This window comes from Deltaproteobacteria bacterium (assembly GCA_003194485.1).
GTDB lineage: Bacteria > Desulfobacterota > Dissulfuribacteria > Dissulfuribacterales > UBA3076 > UBA3076.
Genome location: PQXD01000005.1, coordinates 1 through 14,820 on the forward strand (window position 1 = coordinate 1; position 14,820 = coordinate 14,820).

General features: G+C 43.5%; 17 protein-coding genes and 1 other annotated feature. Of the genes, 15 read left to right on the forward strand and 2 right to left on the reverse strand.

Going from position 1 to position 14,820, the window contains the following annotated elements:
- The first annotated feature begins 345 nt into the window (after window positions 1–345).
- From C4B57_03850 to C4B57_03920, 15 genes are all read left to right on the forward strand, one after another.
- Window positions 346–789, forward strand: a complete 444-nt coding sequence (locus C4B57_03850) for a hypothetical protein (GenBank protein ID PXF55067.1) — start codon at window positions 346–348, stop codon at window positions 787–789.
- Window positions 790–873: 84 nt separating this feature from the next.
- Complete coding sequence (locus C4B57_03855; GenBank protein PXF55068.1) at window positions 874–1,626, forward strand: hypothetical protein; 753 nt, start codon at window positions 874–876, stop codon at window positions 1,624–1,626.
- Between the two features lie 172 nt (window positions 1,627–1,798).
- Window positions 1,799–2,596, forward strand: a complete 798-nt coding sequence (locus C4B57_03860; protein ID PXF55069.1) for a hypothetical protein — start codon at window positions 1,799–1,801, stop codon at window positions 2,594–2,596.
- A gap of 333 nt (window positions 2,597–2,929) precedes the next feature.
- Window positions 2,930–3,442, forward strand: a complete 513-nt coding sequence (locus C4B57_03865; GenBank protein ID PXF55070.1) for a hypothetical protein — start codon at window positions 2,930–2,932, stop codon at window positions 3,440–3,442.
- A gap of 199 nt (window positions 3,443–3,641) precedes the next feature.
- Window positions 3,642–4,013 carry a hypothetical protein gene (locus C4B57_03870; GenBank protein PXF55071.1) on the forward strand — a complete coding sequence of 124 codons (372 nt, stop codon included), beginning with the start codon at window positions 3,642–3,644 and terminating at the stop codon, window positions 4,011–4,013.
- Window positions 4,013–5,176, forward strand: coding sequence for a hypothetical protein (locus C4B57_03875; GenBank protein PXF55072.1), 1,164 nt, complete (start codon window positions 4,013–4,015; stop codon window positions 5,174–5,176). The genes C4B57_03870 and C4B57_03875 overlap by 1 nt, the downstream gene beginning before the upstream one ends.
- Window positions 5,177–5,237: 61 nt before the next feature.
- Window positions 5,238–5,597 (forward strand): diversity-generating retroelement protein bAvd family protein, encoded by a 360-nt coding sequence (locus C4B57_03880; GenBank protein PXF55073.1) that lies wholly within the window; start codon window positions 5,238–5,240, stop codon window positions 5,595–5,597.
- Window positions 5,348–5,401, forward strand: a sequence feature (possible 23S ribosomal RNA but 16S or 23S rRNA prediction is too short). (Overlaps the previous gene by 54 nt.)
- A 39-nt stretch (window positions 5,598–5,636) precedes the next feature.
- Window positions 5,637–6,929 (forward strand): hypothetical protein, encoded by a 1,293-nt coding sequence (locus tag C4B57_03885; protein ID PXF55074.1) that lies wholly within the window; start codon window positions 5,637–5,639, stop codon window positions 6,927–6,929.
- Window positions 6,930–6,957: 28 nt separating this feature from the next.
- Window positions 6,958–8,193, forward strand: a complete 1,236-nt coding sequence (locus C4B57_03890) for a glycosyltransferase family 1 protein (GenBank protein ID PXF55075.1) — start codon at window positions 6,958–6,960, stop codon at window positions 8,191–8,193.
- A gap of 173 nt (window positions 8,194–8,366) precedes the next feature.
- Window positions 8,367–8,933 (forward strand): hypothetical protein, encoded by a 567-nt coding sequence (locus C4B57_03895; GenBank protein ID PXF55076.1) that lies wholly within the window; start codon window positions 8,367–8,369, stop codon window positions 8,931–8,933.
- Between the two features lie 2 nt (window positions 8,934–8,935).
- A complete protein-coding gene (locus tag C4B57_03900) occupies window positions 8,936–9,193 on the forward strand; it encodes a hypothetical protein (protein ID PXF55077.1) in 258 nt (85 codons plus the stop codon).
- A 162-nt stretch (window positions 9,194–9,355) separates the two neighbouring features.
- Window positions 9,356–10,360, forward strand: coding sequence for a radical SAM protein (locus C4B57_03905; GenBank protein ID PXF55078.1), 1,005 nt, complete (start codon window positions 9,356–9,358; stop codon window positions 10,358–10,360).
- Window positions 10,361–10,380: 20 nt separating this feature from the next.
- Window positions 10,381–11,508, forward strand: a complete 1,128-nt coding sequence (locus C4B57_03910; protein ID PXF55202.1) for a hypothetical protein — start codon at window positions 10,381–10,383, stop codon at window positions 11,506–11,508.
- Between the two features lie 816 nt (window positions 11,509–12,324).
- Window positions 12,325–12,876, forward strand: a complete 552-nt coding sequence (locus C4B57_03915; GenBank protein PXF55079.1) for a hypothetical protein — start codon at window positions 12,325–12,327, stop codon at window positions 12,874–12,876.
- A 14-nt stretch (window positions 12,877–12,890) separates the two neighbouring features.
- Window positions 12,891–13,220 (forward strand): hypothetical protein, encoded by a 330-nt coding sequence (locus C4B57_03920; GenBank protein ID PXF55080.1) that lies wholly within the window; start codon window positions 12,891–12,893, stop codon window positions 13,218–13,220.
- Between the two features lie 133 nt (window positions 13,221–13,353).
- On the opposite strand, the gene C4B57_03925 is transcribed toward C4B57_03920, so the two are convergent.
- The gene (locus tag C4B57_03925; protein PXF55081.1) at window positions 13,354–14,481 is read right to left on the reverse strand and encodes a hypothetical protein; all 1,128 of its coding nucleotides are present in this window, start codon (window positions 14,479–14,481) and stop codon (window positions 13,354–13,356) included.
- Entirely contained in the window at window positions 14,456–14,791 is a 336-nt protein-coding gene (locus C4B57_03930) for a hypothetical protein (GenBank protein ID PXF55082.1), read from the reverse strand. The genes C4B57_03925 and C4B57_03930 overlap by 26 nt, the downstream gene beginning before the upstream one ends.
- Between the last annotated feature and the right edge of the window lie 29 nt (window positions 14,792–14,820).

Here is a 14,820-nt window from a genome sequence, read left to right on the forward strand (position 1 = left end):
CTGGCCTTTATCTCTCTGAGAATGGAATTGCATTGGAGATCAAACCCAATAGGAAAAGTGCGTAACAACCTGCCTTTTCTCAAAGAATTGGCCTATGAGAAATTCACACAAAAAAGTTGACAGTACCATCAATTCGATCATTTTTACCATAACATGTATGTTCCATATATTACGAGAGCTCATGGTGACAGGGCACTCCTACGTTCGTATGAGCAATTGAGGCACTACTTCAGTTGCGGTGAACTACTTTTCTTAAAAAACAAGAGCAAATATGTCGGGTGTAGTTTGCTTGTCTTCGAAGATGATTCCGTATATGCAAAAGAATTAGGCATAAAGGATGGCAACATGCACTATCTTAGGGCAGGCGTTGTATCGGCTTTGTACTATTACATGATTTTATATTTGATGGAAAAGGGTTATAAGAAAGTAAACGTTGGCGCTTCGCGGGCATTCCTGAAGGATGGTGTACTGGTATTTAAAAAGAGAAGAGGCATGCGACTATCGCACCAAAATCCATGGCCCATGGGGTTTTTGATAAAGCCTTTGCGCAAGACGGATGGTGTAAAGGCATTTCTGAAAAATAATCCCTTCATATATGTCAACAACGATAGTTTCAATGGCGCCGTTTTCGTGGAGAGCGGGGAGGCAGTCTCCGAAGATCAACTGAAAAAACTACATAAGGATCACTATGTCCCCGGGGTTGCGAAGCTGAATATTTACCAATTGGGAGAAAGACAAGACCCGATCGCAATAACGACTGAAGAAAAACTCCAATTTTGTGTGAAGTAGATGATAGAAAAGTATTTTACATTACCCGCTTTTTCGAAAAAAGTGTACCCCGGTGAATGAAGGATACCAAAGTATAAATAATTTATGTCTAAGATTGTATTTGTATGCACTAAAGATCGTAAGCAGCGTCCCAAATTTGACAAAGAAGTCAAAATACTATCAAGAAGATTAGCCCCAGACAACATTTCTCCCCGGCCTCCCAAAATAATCAGTAATTATGGAGTTTCAATAGCGATTTTTAACCCTGCAGAATCTTTGCCTATCAGGAACTACAGTGTCTGTATGGGAACTTTTTGGGGAACACAAAAAAACTGGTGGAGACCAATGGCCGGAATTCCGGACGGATCTTACGCATTGTTTCGAAGTGATGAGAATAAAGTTGAGCTGATTACCGATATAGTCGGCTCTAGAACCATCTGGTATGTACAAACGGAAGACGCCTTTATTGCTTCTACATCACAACGTGCCATTGTTTTTTTTCTTCAGGATTTTCAGCCGAACGAAGAGGCGTTTTCGTGGATGTTGTCTTCCGGGACTTTGGGGCCAGGACTTTCTTGGGACAAGAGGATACATAGTTTGGAGGGTAATGCTCGCCTGATTCTTGATCGTTCCTCATGGGAAACAGAGATTAAAAAAGAAAAGGTAATTTATGAACCGGTCGATTTGCCGGATGAAGAACATGAGATTCGGTTAAAAAAAGCTATGGAGGAGACCTTTGATAATCTCAGTATAGATTTTTCGAAATGGATATTGCCTTTGTCTGGCGGCTTTGACAGCAGAGCAATTCTCCTGATGTTAAAAAATCGACAAGGCCAAAGCCGTCACTTGGGGCCTTGAATCCTCACTGCGTGACAAGAGAAATGATGCATATGTCGCGAGGGCCTTAGCAAAACACTATTATATAGACCATTGCTATTTCCACACAGATATATCAGATGAGCCAATAGAAAAAATATTTAGACGATTTCTTGTGGCTGGTGAAGGTCGGATAGATCATATTTCCGGATATATGGACGGTTTCAGGATCTGGAAGCAACTTTATGAATCAGGATATCAAGGTATTATACGTGGTGATGAAGCATTTGGTTGCAAGACAGTATCCACTCCCAATGAAGTCTACATCAATATGGGGCTTACCGTATTTTCTGATTATGAACATACGCCATTGGCAAGCAAACTAATTAATAAGCATTATCAAGCACGGCCTTTGTCCTTTGAAAAGCAAGACAACGAAACATTGGGCTCCTGGCGAGACAGGATCAACGCTGAGTTTGAGATACCAGTGCGGTTTGCTGCTTTAAGTGATTTAAAACTGCCGTACATCGAAGTCATTAACCCTTTACTCTCAAGAAGGATTATAGAACAAGTCAGAAGACTGCCTGATCATCTGAGAACTGATAAAAAACTTCTCAGAAGAATAGTAGGCTCTCTTAGTCCTCCAATTGTGTTTGCGGATATGCCAGCTATTGCTAGCTATGTGGATATCTTAAAGACACGCCGGATCGTAGACTTATTGCATAAAGGGCTAGATTCAGAGAATGCAAGGACATTATTATCAGACGAATTAGTAGAATGTATTTTAGGTAGTGTAAAGGTTGTTGATGTAGAGCCAGGAAAAGTGAGGAAATCCTTAAAGGCATTTGTCAAGCCATATATACCAGCCAGTCTAAAAAAGAAAATGGGGCGCAGGCCGGCCAAGCCCGCTATGGATTCTAATGTCATAGCATTTCGCTCTTATATAATATGCAGGATGAATCGGCTCCTTAGGGAAGATGCTCGCGCTGCCAGACATGGATGCCTCAAGTGACAATCACTACATAATCTCCGGTTGACGGTAGTTATGCCGCCATAGATAGCTGAAGTGACGAAAAGCAAAAAGAAAATATGTATTATTTCACCATGTCATTGGGCGGCCTGTTTCGGTGGATCTGAGTATCAACTGAAGCTCTTGCTTGAGATATTGGCGGCCCGAGGATTATTTGATATTACTTATCTCGCTAGAGATGTTAATCCTTCATTTTCTTCTCCTGAATATTCTATTATATGTGTAAGTTACAAGTATAGAATTCGCCGTTATAGTTTTTTGTTTGATGCTAGAAATCTGCTTTCAGCTTTAAACAGCATCCGCCCGGAAGTGATATTGCAGCGCGTTGGTTGCGCTTATACTGGTATTGCCGCTTACTATGCGAAGAATAATAGCTGTAAAATGATTTGGTTTGTTGCAAATGATTCGGATGTATGTCCCTCTCCAGGCAAATTTTCGTTGAATTATATTTTTCGTTTTTTGGATAAAAAAGCTCTTGAGTACGGAATTAAACACGCGGACTATATTATTACACAAACAGGAAATGAGGCCGACTTACTTTTCCGGTATTATGGTAGAACGGCGAATGCAATTGTGTCCAATTTTCATCCGCTTCCGCAAGAAAATATCGAAAAAGGCCGTCAAATTGAGATAGTTTGGGTTGCAAATATGAAACCCAAAAAGCAGCCAGAAGTTTTCTTGAGAATTGCCAAGGATCTACAAAGCATTAAAGGTGTCAGATTTATCATGATTGGTAATGCCTATAAAAATGAGTGGAGCAATAACTTGCTCAGAAAAATAGCTGCTGTGGAAAACCTCGAATATCTCGGCAAGCGTTCACTAGCCTGACTTTCCTACTTATTTTGACTTTTTGGTAAAAAAGCTTTAAATTTCAGTAAGTAAGGGGCAGTATTATTGTATACACTGAAATATTTACATTTTAAATAAATAATTTCAAGGAGTTATGAGTATTTTGTACATTGATACATATGTAACTTACTGAATTTTTTAATAATTTGTAGTGTATACAATAATTATCTTTTAACTCATTGTATTTATAAGGATAATTTCGTTCGCTTTGGTCATAACTAGGAAAGTCAGGCTAGACGAAGTCAATGAGGTTCTCGCCAAAGCCCATATCTTTGTAAATACCAGCAGAATTGAAGGGTTTCCTAATACGTTTATTCAGGCATGGATGCGAAAGGTCCCTGTGGTCAGCCTCAATATCAACCCTGATAATGTTATTGATGATAAGGGAATCGGTTTCTTTTCTAAAACTTATGAACAATTAGTCAAACACATCACGATATTAATAAATAATACTAAGCTCCGGAACGAAATGGGAGAGCGGGCACAGGCATTTGCATTTGATAATTTTTCTATGAAGAATGCTGAGAAGATCATTCGATTCCTGGAATAATGAGTACAGTTATGGTCAGTTGTAAGCGGATCCTTTGGGTAGATCACGATCGATTTGACCTCAAACCTGGCAAATGTCCATGGCTCGAGATATCTGAAATCCTGATAAAGCAAGGCCATGATGTCTCGATATTGAGTGGTTATGGAACATCAAAGTATTACCCAAAGGGATACAAGGTTAATATGATTTATTTCCGCGCTCTCGATCTGAGCGGCGTTTTTCGTATTAGCCTACTTCTGAATATACTCTGCTGGCTTTTATGGAATACAGCTAAAGAGGACGTTATCATACTTCAGCCCAAGGGCCTGGTAATCGCACCTTTTCTGAGGCTATTCGGCAAGAAGAATATCCATCTTGACATAAGAACGGTTCCAGTAAACATAGATTCGTTAAGGGATCACATAGACCGTTGGTTGTTTTGGAAAATTCCGTTGCGTTTTTTTCGCAATCTGGCCAGAGGAAATTCCTTTATTACGGATCGTCTTCGGCTTGCTGTCGAGAAAGAATTTAATGTGAGATTCAACGACTATGTGTTGTGGCAGTCCGGAGTAAATACCAGGCGATTTCAGCCCAGTGAGCAGGCTACCTTCAAAAAGGATCCAGATGAGTTTGTTTTGTTTTATCATGGGTCCATAAGTGAAAAGAGGGGTATCGGTCGGGTCGTGGAGGCCATTGCTGAACTTGATGAAAGATACCGAAAGCATATAAGCTTCGTAGTCGTCGGGGCAGGCCCTGGGCTTGCCGGATTGAAGGAGCTTGCCGAGCGAAACGGGGTTTCAGACAGGATTGTATTCAGGGGCCTTCTTCCCCATGAGGATATTCCAGGTGAAATCTGGAGGGCCGATTGTTGTGTCTGCCCGCTGCCAGATAGGCCGGAATGGAACGTGTCAAGCCCGATCAAGGTATTTGAATATATGGCCTGCGGCAAACCAATGATTCTTACACCAATACCGGCCCACATGGATATACTAAAAGATGAGGATTTCACTGTTTGGACGAGAGGAGAAACAGTCGGGGACTTTAGGCGAGCAATTGAGTATGCATATGATCATCGCGCAAGTCTTGAGAAATCCTCGACAAGAGCCTCTGAGCTTGCGAGGCAAAACTACGATTGGGCTATTCAGGGCCGAAAATTTGCGGATTACCTAGCAAAAAAGTTTTGATCTGTGGGTTAGTAGCTGTTAGCTGTTAGCTTTTAGCTGTTAGCCGGCCGAAGGAGTAGAGATGAGAGATTTTAGAGAACTCAAGGTATGGGAGAAGGCCCATCGTCTCACACTACAGGTTTATAGAATCACAAAAGACTTTCCTTCTGATGAACAATTTGGACTTACGGTTCAGTTGCGCAGGGCTGCGGCATCCGTTCCGACGAACATCGCTGAAGGTTGCGGAAGAGATAGTGAGCGAGAACTTGCCAGGTTTATGAGCATCGCTGCCGGATCTGTAAGCGAGGTGGAGTATCAGCTACTTCTCGCTTGCGATCTCGATTATATGCAGGATGAAACATATAGAGAACTTAATCAACAGGTCAATGAAGTAAAGAGGATGTTGAACAGTTTTATCCAAAAGCTAACCGCTAATGGCTAAAAGCTAACCGCAAGGTCGAAAAGTTTTGACAATACTGAAATGAATATTCTCCTTTATGTCCTATTTCTGAGCATTTTCTCCCTTGACTGGATTGCATTCAAGCTGGGGAGTCTGCCCCGTATAGCCACATGGCTGCCAGAGATTCTATCCCTTATGGCTGCAGCTCTGGTTGTTATGTCATTCGCCATACGGAAACATTTTGCCCTGAAACGCAAGTATTTGCTCTTTTTCTTATTATTCTTCATGTTCATTCTTGGCGGCATAATAGTCAATGCGGTACCATCCGGAGTGGTGCTGGCGGGCCTTCGCTCTAATTTTAAGCACCTGCCTTTCTTTTTCCTTCCGGTTACGTATGCTTTTTCAGACGAACAGATAAGAAGGCAGCTCAAGTTCCTATTGGTTTTATCCCTCATCCAGTGTCCTGTCACAATCTACCAGAGGTTCATCAAGTATGCAGGGGTTGGGACCGGTGACGTTGTTGGCGGGACTCTCGGTGCAAACACGTCTGGTGTGCTGTCTGTATACCTGGCATGCGTTATTTCGCTAGTTGTCGCCTTTTATCTGAAAGGGCGAATAAAGCGATCGACGCTGCTGATTCTGATCGGCCTCTTATTCCTTCCGACTGCCCTGAATGAGACCAAGGTTTCGCTACTGATTATTCCTTTTGCCTTGATATCTCCCGCACTGTTTTTGTCCGATGAAATTAGCAGGATAAAGAGGATACTGCCGGTTATGGCGGTCTGTATGGTTTTAATGGTCATTTTTGTGCAGGTCTATGATCATATTAGAGTGTCCCAGGGCCGTCTGACGCTTGGAGAGTTCTTGGAAAGAGGTAAGACTAAAGAGTATCTCTATAGAGGAGAAAAATTGCGCCAAGAAAGGAAATGTATTGGACGCTTCGATTCAATAGAGTTGGCTGTCGACCAGTTATCGAGAACCGGCAACCTCCTCCTGGGTGTTGGAATCGGGAACGCATCCGGTTCTTTCTCTGACAAACTTACCGGAGAATATTACAAGAAATATTGGCAACTAGAGCCCGGAATGACAGATTTGTCGAATCTGCTGTGGGAACAGGGCCTTGTTGGGGTACTTCTTTTTATTATCTTTTTTTGGTTGGTCTTGCAGGATTCGATTTATCTCAGAGCGCGTGACGATATCGCCGGGGCCATATCTCTTGGCTGGATAAGTGTGGTAATGATAGTCTCAGGGTCATTTGTGTATTTTAATACATTTCATCAGAATATCTTTGCTTATTTATTTTGGTATTTCTCCGGCTATGTAGCTGCTCAGCGATACAGAGCGGACATAGTGGGATGCAAGGAACGTGTCTGATGAATCAACATGAGCATTTCAACTTAAATTGAATGACACCGCAACAAATAAAGCAAACATGAAAATAGTCCTTGCGAACAAGTTTTTTTTTCATGGCGGCGGTTCCGAAAGCGTTTTCTTCCAGGAAATAGAATATCTGCGGCAAAAAGGCTTTGATGTTGTCGAATTTTCTATGCATGATCCGAGAAACGTTCATTCGGATTTTGCTCATTATTTTGTTTCCAACGTGGATTACAATAGCTATTCAGGATTGCTCGGGGGCCTTAAAACCGCTGTCTCATTCGTTCATTCAAGAGAGGCCGTGAGGAAAATAACGGATCTGGTGGAAAAAGAGCGGCCTCACATAGCCCATCTTCACAATATATATCACCAGATTACACCTGCCATTATTCCTGTTTTAAAAAAAATGGGAGTGAAAGTAATCGTAACCCTGCATGACGGTAAGCTTGTCTGTCCCGCGTATCTTATGTTAAATAGGGGGCGGATCTGCGAGATGTGCCAGGGAAGACATTTTTACAAAGCGCTCTGGTCAAACTGCCAGGAGTCGCTTTTCCGGGGTTTTATGCTTGCCGTGGAGGGCTACTGGCATAAGTGGCGCAGAAGCTATGAGGGGGTCGACTTGTTCATTACGCCAAGCCGGTTTCTGGCAAATTTCGTGAAGAAGTATAGAATTCCGCCTGGGAAAATAGCGGTGCTGCCCAACGGGATCGACGTGGACCGCTTTATTCCCATAAACGCCGATGGAGGCTACATTCTTTATTTTGGACGGCTTTCCAGGGAAAAAGGGGTGGAGACTCTTCTTAAGGCCCATGCCCTGCTTGAGCCGGAAATACCTCTGAAAATCGTCGGAACAGGGCCAATAGAAGGTGAGTTACGGTCGCGATATTCAGGGCCGGAATTCGTGGGTTACAAAACAGGCGGTGAGCTCATGACCTTAATCCGAAATGCTTCCTTTGTCGTGGTCCCTTCTGAATGGTATGAAAATTGTTCTATGGCTATATTGGAAGCAATGGCGTATGGCAAGGCCGTCATCGGTTCTGAAATCGGCGGCATTCCAGAGCAGATTGAAGATGGCGTGACAGGCCTTCTCTTTGAAATGGGGAAGATCGCCCAACTGGCGTCAAAAATTTCCTATCTCTGGAACCATCCCGGAATTAGGGAAAAAATGGGAAAAGCTTCTCGAGACAGGGTTAATAAATACTATTCCCTTGAACAGCATGGGCGCGGGCTCATGGATCTTTATGAGATAGTGTTGAAAAGGTAATTTAACGTCATAGAAATTTTACAACCCATTAACTAAAGGCTCTTTTTACGACGATCAGTATATCAGGCCCTGTTGAAATGTTGGAATTTTAGGATTCCAATATTCCAATTGCGAGCGAAGCAAACCAAGTTCTTTTCCCGCGATAGTGACTGATAATGATATTAAAGTGGTAGATAAATGCTGCCGATTTTTTATGCATTGGCGTTTATAGAGCGGGGACTACATGGCTCCAGGAGGTGCTGAGCGCTCATCCCGATATTTTTGTTCCAAGAGAAAAGGAAATCATGTTTTTTTCTCACCATTATTCCAATGGGTTGTCGTGGTATGAAAATTTTTTTAAGAACGAGGATCCCGGGATATTGAAAGGGGAAATTTGTCCGACGTATTTTACTCATCCCCTCGCGGCCCAGCGGATACATTCGGCCATACCGGATGCCAGGCTAATTGTCATATTAAGAAATCCAGTAGAGCAGGTTCACTCGTTGTACAAGCTCTGGATAAGACGCGGATACACCACCTGGTCGCTAGAGAAAGTCGTTGTTAAGGAGCCAGAATTTATTGCAAATGTCATGTATTCGAAAAATTTGAGAAGATATTATAATTATTTTGATAAAAAAACATCCTGGTTTTGCTGTTTGATGATTTGGTTCGGGACAAGAAGAGCTTTATTGAATCCATTTATAGATTCCTCGAGGTTGAAAACTTTTACCCTGATATCCTGGAACAGCGACAAAATATAAGCATGAAGCCCAAATCAGCATCTCTGGAAAAAATTATCGCCAAAGGAGGAGATTACTTGAGGCGCGAGAATTTATTCAAGGTCAAAGCTTTCTTGGACAATCTCGGGATCGTGAAATTTATTCGACGCTTTAACGCCAGCGAGGATTCTGATACAGAAATTCCCAAAGAGGTGGTTAGCTATATACAAGAGAAAACCATTGACGATATCAAGGATCTTTCAAGACTCATCGGCAGGGACGTCTCCGCGTGGATTTATTGATGACCAATCCCTTGATTTCCATAAATACCAAACGAAAAATGGCATCCTTCATTGAAGTCTAAAGGTGGTTTGCATTTTTAGTCCTTTACATAGTGTTCCTTATACTAAGGAATATCATACAATTTCCTTAAGTGTTAACCGGAGAATGAAAAATAGCAAAAAATGGAAGCATGCCTGATCGTAACTTACCGTTGTAATGCCAAGTGCTACATGTGCAACACGTGGCGCTATCCAAGTAAAAAGGAAGAGGAATTTCCTCCTGAGTTGGTCAATCGAATTCCAGGAGATTTGCGTTTTATAAATATCACTGGAGGAGAACCGCTCATTCGAGGCGATCTTGATGAGATCATCGAGATTGCCTTGAGGAAAACCAGACGGCTGGTAATTAGCACCAATGGCTATTATACGAAAAAAATCGTAAAGCTGGCCGGAAAGTATGGCAACCGGATCGGCTTCAGGATTTCCGTCGAGGGGCTGCCCGCCGCCAATGATGAATTAAGAGGTTTAAAAAACGGGTTCGACCATGTACTCAGAACCCTGGTAAATCTTCATGATATGGGTTTACGGGACATCGGTTTCGGAATTACGGTTTCTGACAGAAACGCGAAAGATATGATAGAGCTTTATCGGCTGGCAAAAGCCATGAATCTGGAATTTGCCACTGCAACAACTCATAATTCGTTTTATTTTCATAAAACCGACAACTGTTTCAAAGATCCCGAGGCCGTGGCTGGGGAATTTGAGAAAATCGCGGCTGAATTGCTAAAAACAAACAAGCCGAAAAACTGGTTCAGGGCCTATTTTAACATGGGGTTGGCTAACAAAGTTCGAGGTGGGAGGCGGCCCCTGCCATGTGAGGTCGGCACGGATGTTTTTTTCCTGGATCCTTATGGCTGTATCATGCCTTGCAATGGATCGGATGAGCCCATGGTGATGGGTAACCTGAGGGAGAAAACTTTTGATGAAATATGGAACAGCAAAGAGGCCGATGAAGTAAGACACAAAGTGAAAAACTGCGTCAAACAATGCTGGATGATCGGTTCTGCGTCCCCAGCGATGAAGAAACGAATCCTCATTCCGGCCAAATGGGTGGCAAGAAATAAGTTGCGAATGCTAAGGGCGAGGGGCGAGGATATTCACCTGGAACAAGTATGTCCCGCTTCCTAACAAAAAATAACTTCAAAGAAATCCGTGTGGTGGTGCTCGGCCAGCGAGGATTTCCCAATGTTCAGGGCGGCATAGAAAGGCACTGCCAGGAATTATATCCCCGTTTGGCAAAATTGAACTGCGATGTCACGATACTTGCCAGAAAAGGATATGTAAGCAACCAGCAATATGAATACAAAGGGGTTAAGGTCATTCCCCTTTGGACGCCCAGAAAGAAAAGCATTGAGGCGATCTTTCATACGGCAATAGGGATATTATGGTTGAGCCGGCGTCGAAAGGATTACGATATTGTTCATATTCACGCCATCGGGCCCTCTCTTTTGGCCCCTGCGGCCCGATGGCTGGGATTCGTACTGGTGATAACGGATCACGGCCCGGATTACAAACGGAAAAAGTGGGGTCCTTTTGCAAGATTCATGTTGCGGCTCGGTGAGCGCCTTGGGGCAAGGCATGCCCATTTGATTATAGCTGTTTCTAAAAATATCAGGGACATACTTATAGAGAAGTATAGGCCGGATGTTTATTATGTTCCAAATGGGATCAGTATTCCGGGCCAGGTGTTGACCACGCTTTCACTGTCAAGATTCGGTCTTGAGCCGGCGCGCTATTTCATGGCCGTGGGCCGACTCGTTCCTGAAAAAGGGTTTCATGATTTAATAGAAGCTTACGCGAAATTAAATACGGATTGGAAGCTCGTCATAGTGGGCGATGCCGACCATAAGGATAAATACAGCAGAAGCCTCAAGAAAAGGGCAGCTCAAATCGATGGTGTCGTGATGACCGGATTTCAAAAAGGAAGGGCCCTTGGCGAATTGTATTCAAATTCAGGTCTTTTCATCCTGCCGTCTTATTACGAGGGGCTCCCCATTGTTTTGTTGGAAGCGGTGAGCTACAATCTGCCGATACTGGTCAGCGACATCCCGGCCAACAGAGAAGTCGCCCTGCCCGAGGAGACGTTTCCCGTTGGAAACGTCGAAGCTCTCTCCCAGAGGCTTGCCGCCTTTCTTAAAAACCCCTCATCACTGAATTCACCACTTATACTCGACAAGAAGAAGCAGAGGCTCGAGACGGAGTTTAACTGGGATGTCATCGCGCTGGAAACCGTCCGGCTGTATCAGAAAGCGGCCGGGGCGCCGTCAAGCTTATAGGAAATCGCTTTTTTCGAAAGGGTAAGGTTAGCATCAGAAGCCATGTCACGATCAAATAGGTCGGTCAATATCAGACTAACTTACCTGTCACACATAAACGACAAAAACCGAATGCGCCCACTCTATTGGACAGGCTTTTGCATTATTGCCATGTGATTAATATCAAAGGCCGGTCTTATAGATTGAGAGAGTTGGAAAAGGTACTGAAGTGAAAGGACCTACAGGATTTCCCTGAAGGACATAGGGATGTTGGCAAATCAGGAGGGTTGATTACGATTTTGCGGCTTAGTTTTGGGAAAGCAGTCTTGGGGTTGTACTGGAGAATAAGTACAATAGAGAGATAACCATTACGTAACGCATTATACCAGGCTGCAAAATCGAATAAACCCTTCCATTATTTCGGATTTGCCTCCTGCGGGGGTTCCCTAAAGAATAAGTAGGAACGGTAGGAACAGAGACAAAAAGAATAAATTGGGACCACGGAAAATCGTAAAAGTTGGTGTCCCTTGATAGGAGCACTAACAAGGTTTTTAGTGTAATAGAAGATTGGTTTCTAGTAGTCGCGATAATCGTGATAAGTACTCAACAGCAAAAAGATGGGTTAGTCAGATGCTTACGTTGTTCTGGATTTTTCCAAATGGTCCATTATACTTTCCAGGTGTGGGAGACTGGTTGCACGTAACTCATTGATAGATAAGGCAAAAACTTTGATGTTTTCGCAAACGAAATAGCAAACAATTTGTGAAATCAACGAGTTACATCTGATCAGACTGGAAACTGCTGTATGCAAGCTTAGAGAGTTAGGAGTACCTTCCGATGAGTCTAGATGAAGGATGGCCTTCTGTTACCGCAATTATTCCCTGCTATAATGCGGAAAAATACCTGGAAAAGAGCCTCAAGTCTGTATTCGATCAAGATTATCCCCACATTGAGATTGTTGCCGTTGATGACGGTTCCTCGGATCTTACCGCGGATATTTTGTTACAGCACTCACCACCAGTAAGGATCCTACGTCACCCAAACGGCGAAAATAGGGGCCAGGGCGCTTCATTGAATCTGGGTGTACATTGCTCCGATTCGGAGCTGATTGCTTTTCTCGATGCTGATGATTTGTGGTATCAAAAGAAGATAAAGAAACAGGTCCAAGTATTTCAAAGGCATCCTGAGGTGGGCCTTGTTTATACCAATGGGTATTACATTAACGAACAAGATCTTCCACTGCATCCCTTAAAGTCATCTGATTTTAATGAAATAAATCAGACCGGTCGTATTCTTCTCTGTTGCTATACCGGCCCACCGTCTGCAATCATGGTTCGGAGCAGCACCCTTGACCAAGTTGGCGAATTTCGCAGTGATCTTTGGTTGTAGCAATCGACCATGATATGTGGGTTCGGATAAGCGAGGTAGCACAGTTTCACTATATTTCGGACTTCTTGGTTGGTTATCGTCGACACTCAGGGCAGCAAAGCTTGCAACGGCGGCAGTGGGAGGACGGATTTACTATCTTGAAGGACGCCTGCGCGCGTCACTCCTATGGACTGGACATAAAGCGCAAACGGCTAGCGGTCCTATATTACCGCTTTGGTCAGCATGACTTTAGGCAACGACAGTTTGCTAGCGCGGCAAAGAATTTTTTCCTTGCAGGCCTCCTCGATCCAGTTCGAGCAACGAAGTTCCTGATGACCGGCAGTATTAAGTGTTCTGTTTCGTAAATTCGACTATATATTTCGTTTTGTGACAAAAATTATTTGTATGGGCCAAATAAGGGGGGCGAAAAAATAGGCGCTTACCTTCAGAAAGTCAGGAGAAATTTTGTCTTGACTATGGGATCCACCTTGGTATTTATCAATGTTGGGCGACTATCTCCTTGAACAGTGAAGAATAGTGTTCAGCAGTAATCCTGATACTGTATTGTTCGGCAACGCGGGCTACTGCTTTTGCTGAGAGCAGCGCTCGTTCATTTCGGTCCAATTCTATCAATTCGCACATTGCGTTGGCGAGCATTCTTGGATCACCTGTTGGTACAACCTTTCCTATGTCTCGGGCGCCTTTGGGCATCTCTCCAACATCAGTGCATACAGGAAGGCACCCACTAGCCATGCCTTCAAATATGGTTGTCCCGAAGGCCTCGAATTGCGACGATGAAACGATAATATCGGTAGCTGCTAATATTCGGTGAAGGTCATCTCGCGGCCCCAGCAATTGGGTTACACGCCCAATCCCAGAATCCTTTATCCAACTGACCAAGCGGGAGTTGTGCCAATTCAAACCGTATCCGCACATCAGATATTTAATATTGGGGTGCTTTTCATGAACAATTCCTGCGGCTTTAATGAAGGATGCAAAATCTTTGTCCGGACGACTAGGCCTAAAGGCACCCGCGATAGTGATAACGATCGTTTTGTCGTCAAGGTTTAATTCCGATTTTATCGATTGACAAGCCGCCGAATCAGGTTTGAATTTACTGGTGTCGACGCCGTTGGGAATAACGATCAGCTTATTATTGGCATATCGATGATGCCTTGCGTAGACGTCCGCAGTTGCATCGCAGCAACATACTATCTTATTCGGGACACGCGACGACAAACAGGCACTCACCAAGACGGCTAGCTTCGCTTTAAGGCCAAATAGCTTTTCGTATACATTGTGGATAGTCCACACTACCGGGATACGTGCGAGTGCCACCCAAGTCGAAGTGAGGTTGGCTCTACCTGACCAACACACCACAATATCAGGCTGAAATGCCTTAATACGCTTGAAGGTCATATATTGTTCCCCAATAAAAGTCAGTCGTTGTGTCCTAAGAATTTCAACTTCGGCACCGAGATCTTGTAATACTTTCTCACGCACTCCACCATATCTGGACAGAATTTTATAGTCAAACTGTTTTCCGGTATGCGCAATCAGATCACAAAGCAACGTTGTCTTGCCAGTGATACCTAAAAACTCAACGAGATGCAGGATTTTTAACATCGGCTGATAGGATCTGATAGCTGAAGCTGATAGGAAGTCGCTTTTTAGGGATTGTGGAGGGGGCTTGAATTGTAATTATTGGGTCATGGTCCGAAGACCTCCTCAATTTCTCACTTCTCCCCACTTGCTGACCTGCAAATTTACAAAAAATCCTTAATAATAAAAAATAAATATACCAGAGATTGTGAGCATTTTCAAGAAGATCCGGGAGCAGCCCTGGATATTTCATATAAGCGCAGGCGAATTTTGTGACGCAGCACAGGAGGCTCTTTTGAGCCTTCAGAGGCAAGCTGTGATCGTCTTTTCTCAAGCTATGGGTAAAAATACCACCATAGCCAG

Bases quoted from the DNA above. Each gene is read 5' to 3' on its own strand.
- C4B57_03850 (PXF55067.1), top strand. From the start codon at position 346: ATGCACTATCTTAGGGCAGGCGTTGTATCGGCTTTGTACTATTACATG.
- C4B57_03855 (PXF55068.1), top strand. From the start codon at position 874: ATGTCTAAGATTGTATTTGTATGCACTAAAGATCGTAAGCAGCGTCCC.
- C4B57_03860 (PXF55069.1), top strand. From the start codon at position 1,799: ATGGACGGTTTCAGGATCTGGAAGCAACTTTATGAATCAGGATATCAA.
- C4B57_03875 (PXF55072.1), top strand. From the start codon at position 4,013: ATGAGTACAGTTATGGTCAGTTGTAAGCGGATCCTTTGGGTAGATCAC.
- C4B57_03880 (PXF55073.1), top strand. From the start codon at position 5,238: ATGAGAGATTTTAGAGAACTCAAGGTATGGGAGAAGGCCCATCGTCTC.
- C4B57_03885 (PXF55074.1), top strand. From the start codon at position 5,637: ATGAATATTCTCCTTTATGTCCTATTTCTGAGCATTTTCTCCCTTGAC.
- C4B57_03900 (PXF55077.1), top strand. From the start codon at position 8,936: ATGAAGCCCAAATCAGCATCTCTGGAAAAAATTATCGCCAAAGGAGGA.
- C4B57_03905 (PXF55078.1), top strand. From the start codon at position 9,356: ATGGAAGCATGCCTGATCGTAACTTACCGTTGTAATGCCAAGTGCTAC.
- C4B57_03915 (PXF55079.1), top strand. From the start codon at position 12,325: ATGAGTCTAGATGAAGGATGGCCTTCTGTTACCGCAATTATTCCCTGC.
- C4B57_03920 (PXF55080.1), top strand. From the start codon at position 12,891: ATGTGGGTTCGGATAAGCGAGGTAGCACAGTTTCACTATATTTCGGAC.
- C4B57_03925 (PXF55081.1), bottom strand. From the start codon at position 14,481: ATGTTAAAAATCCTGCATCTCGTTGAGTTTTTAGGTATCACTGGCAAG.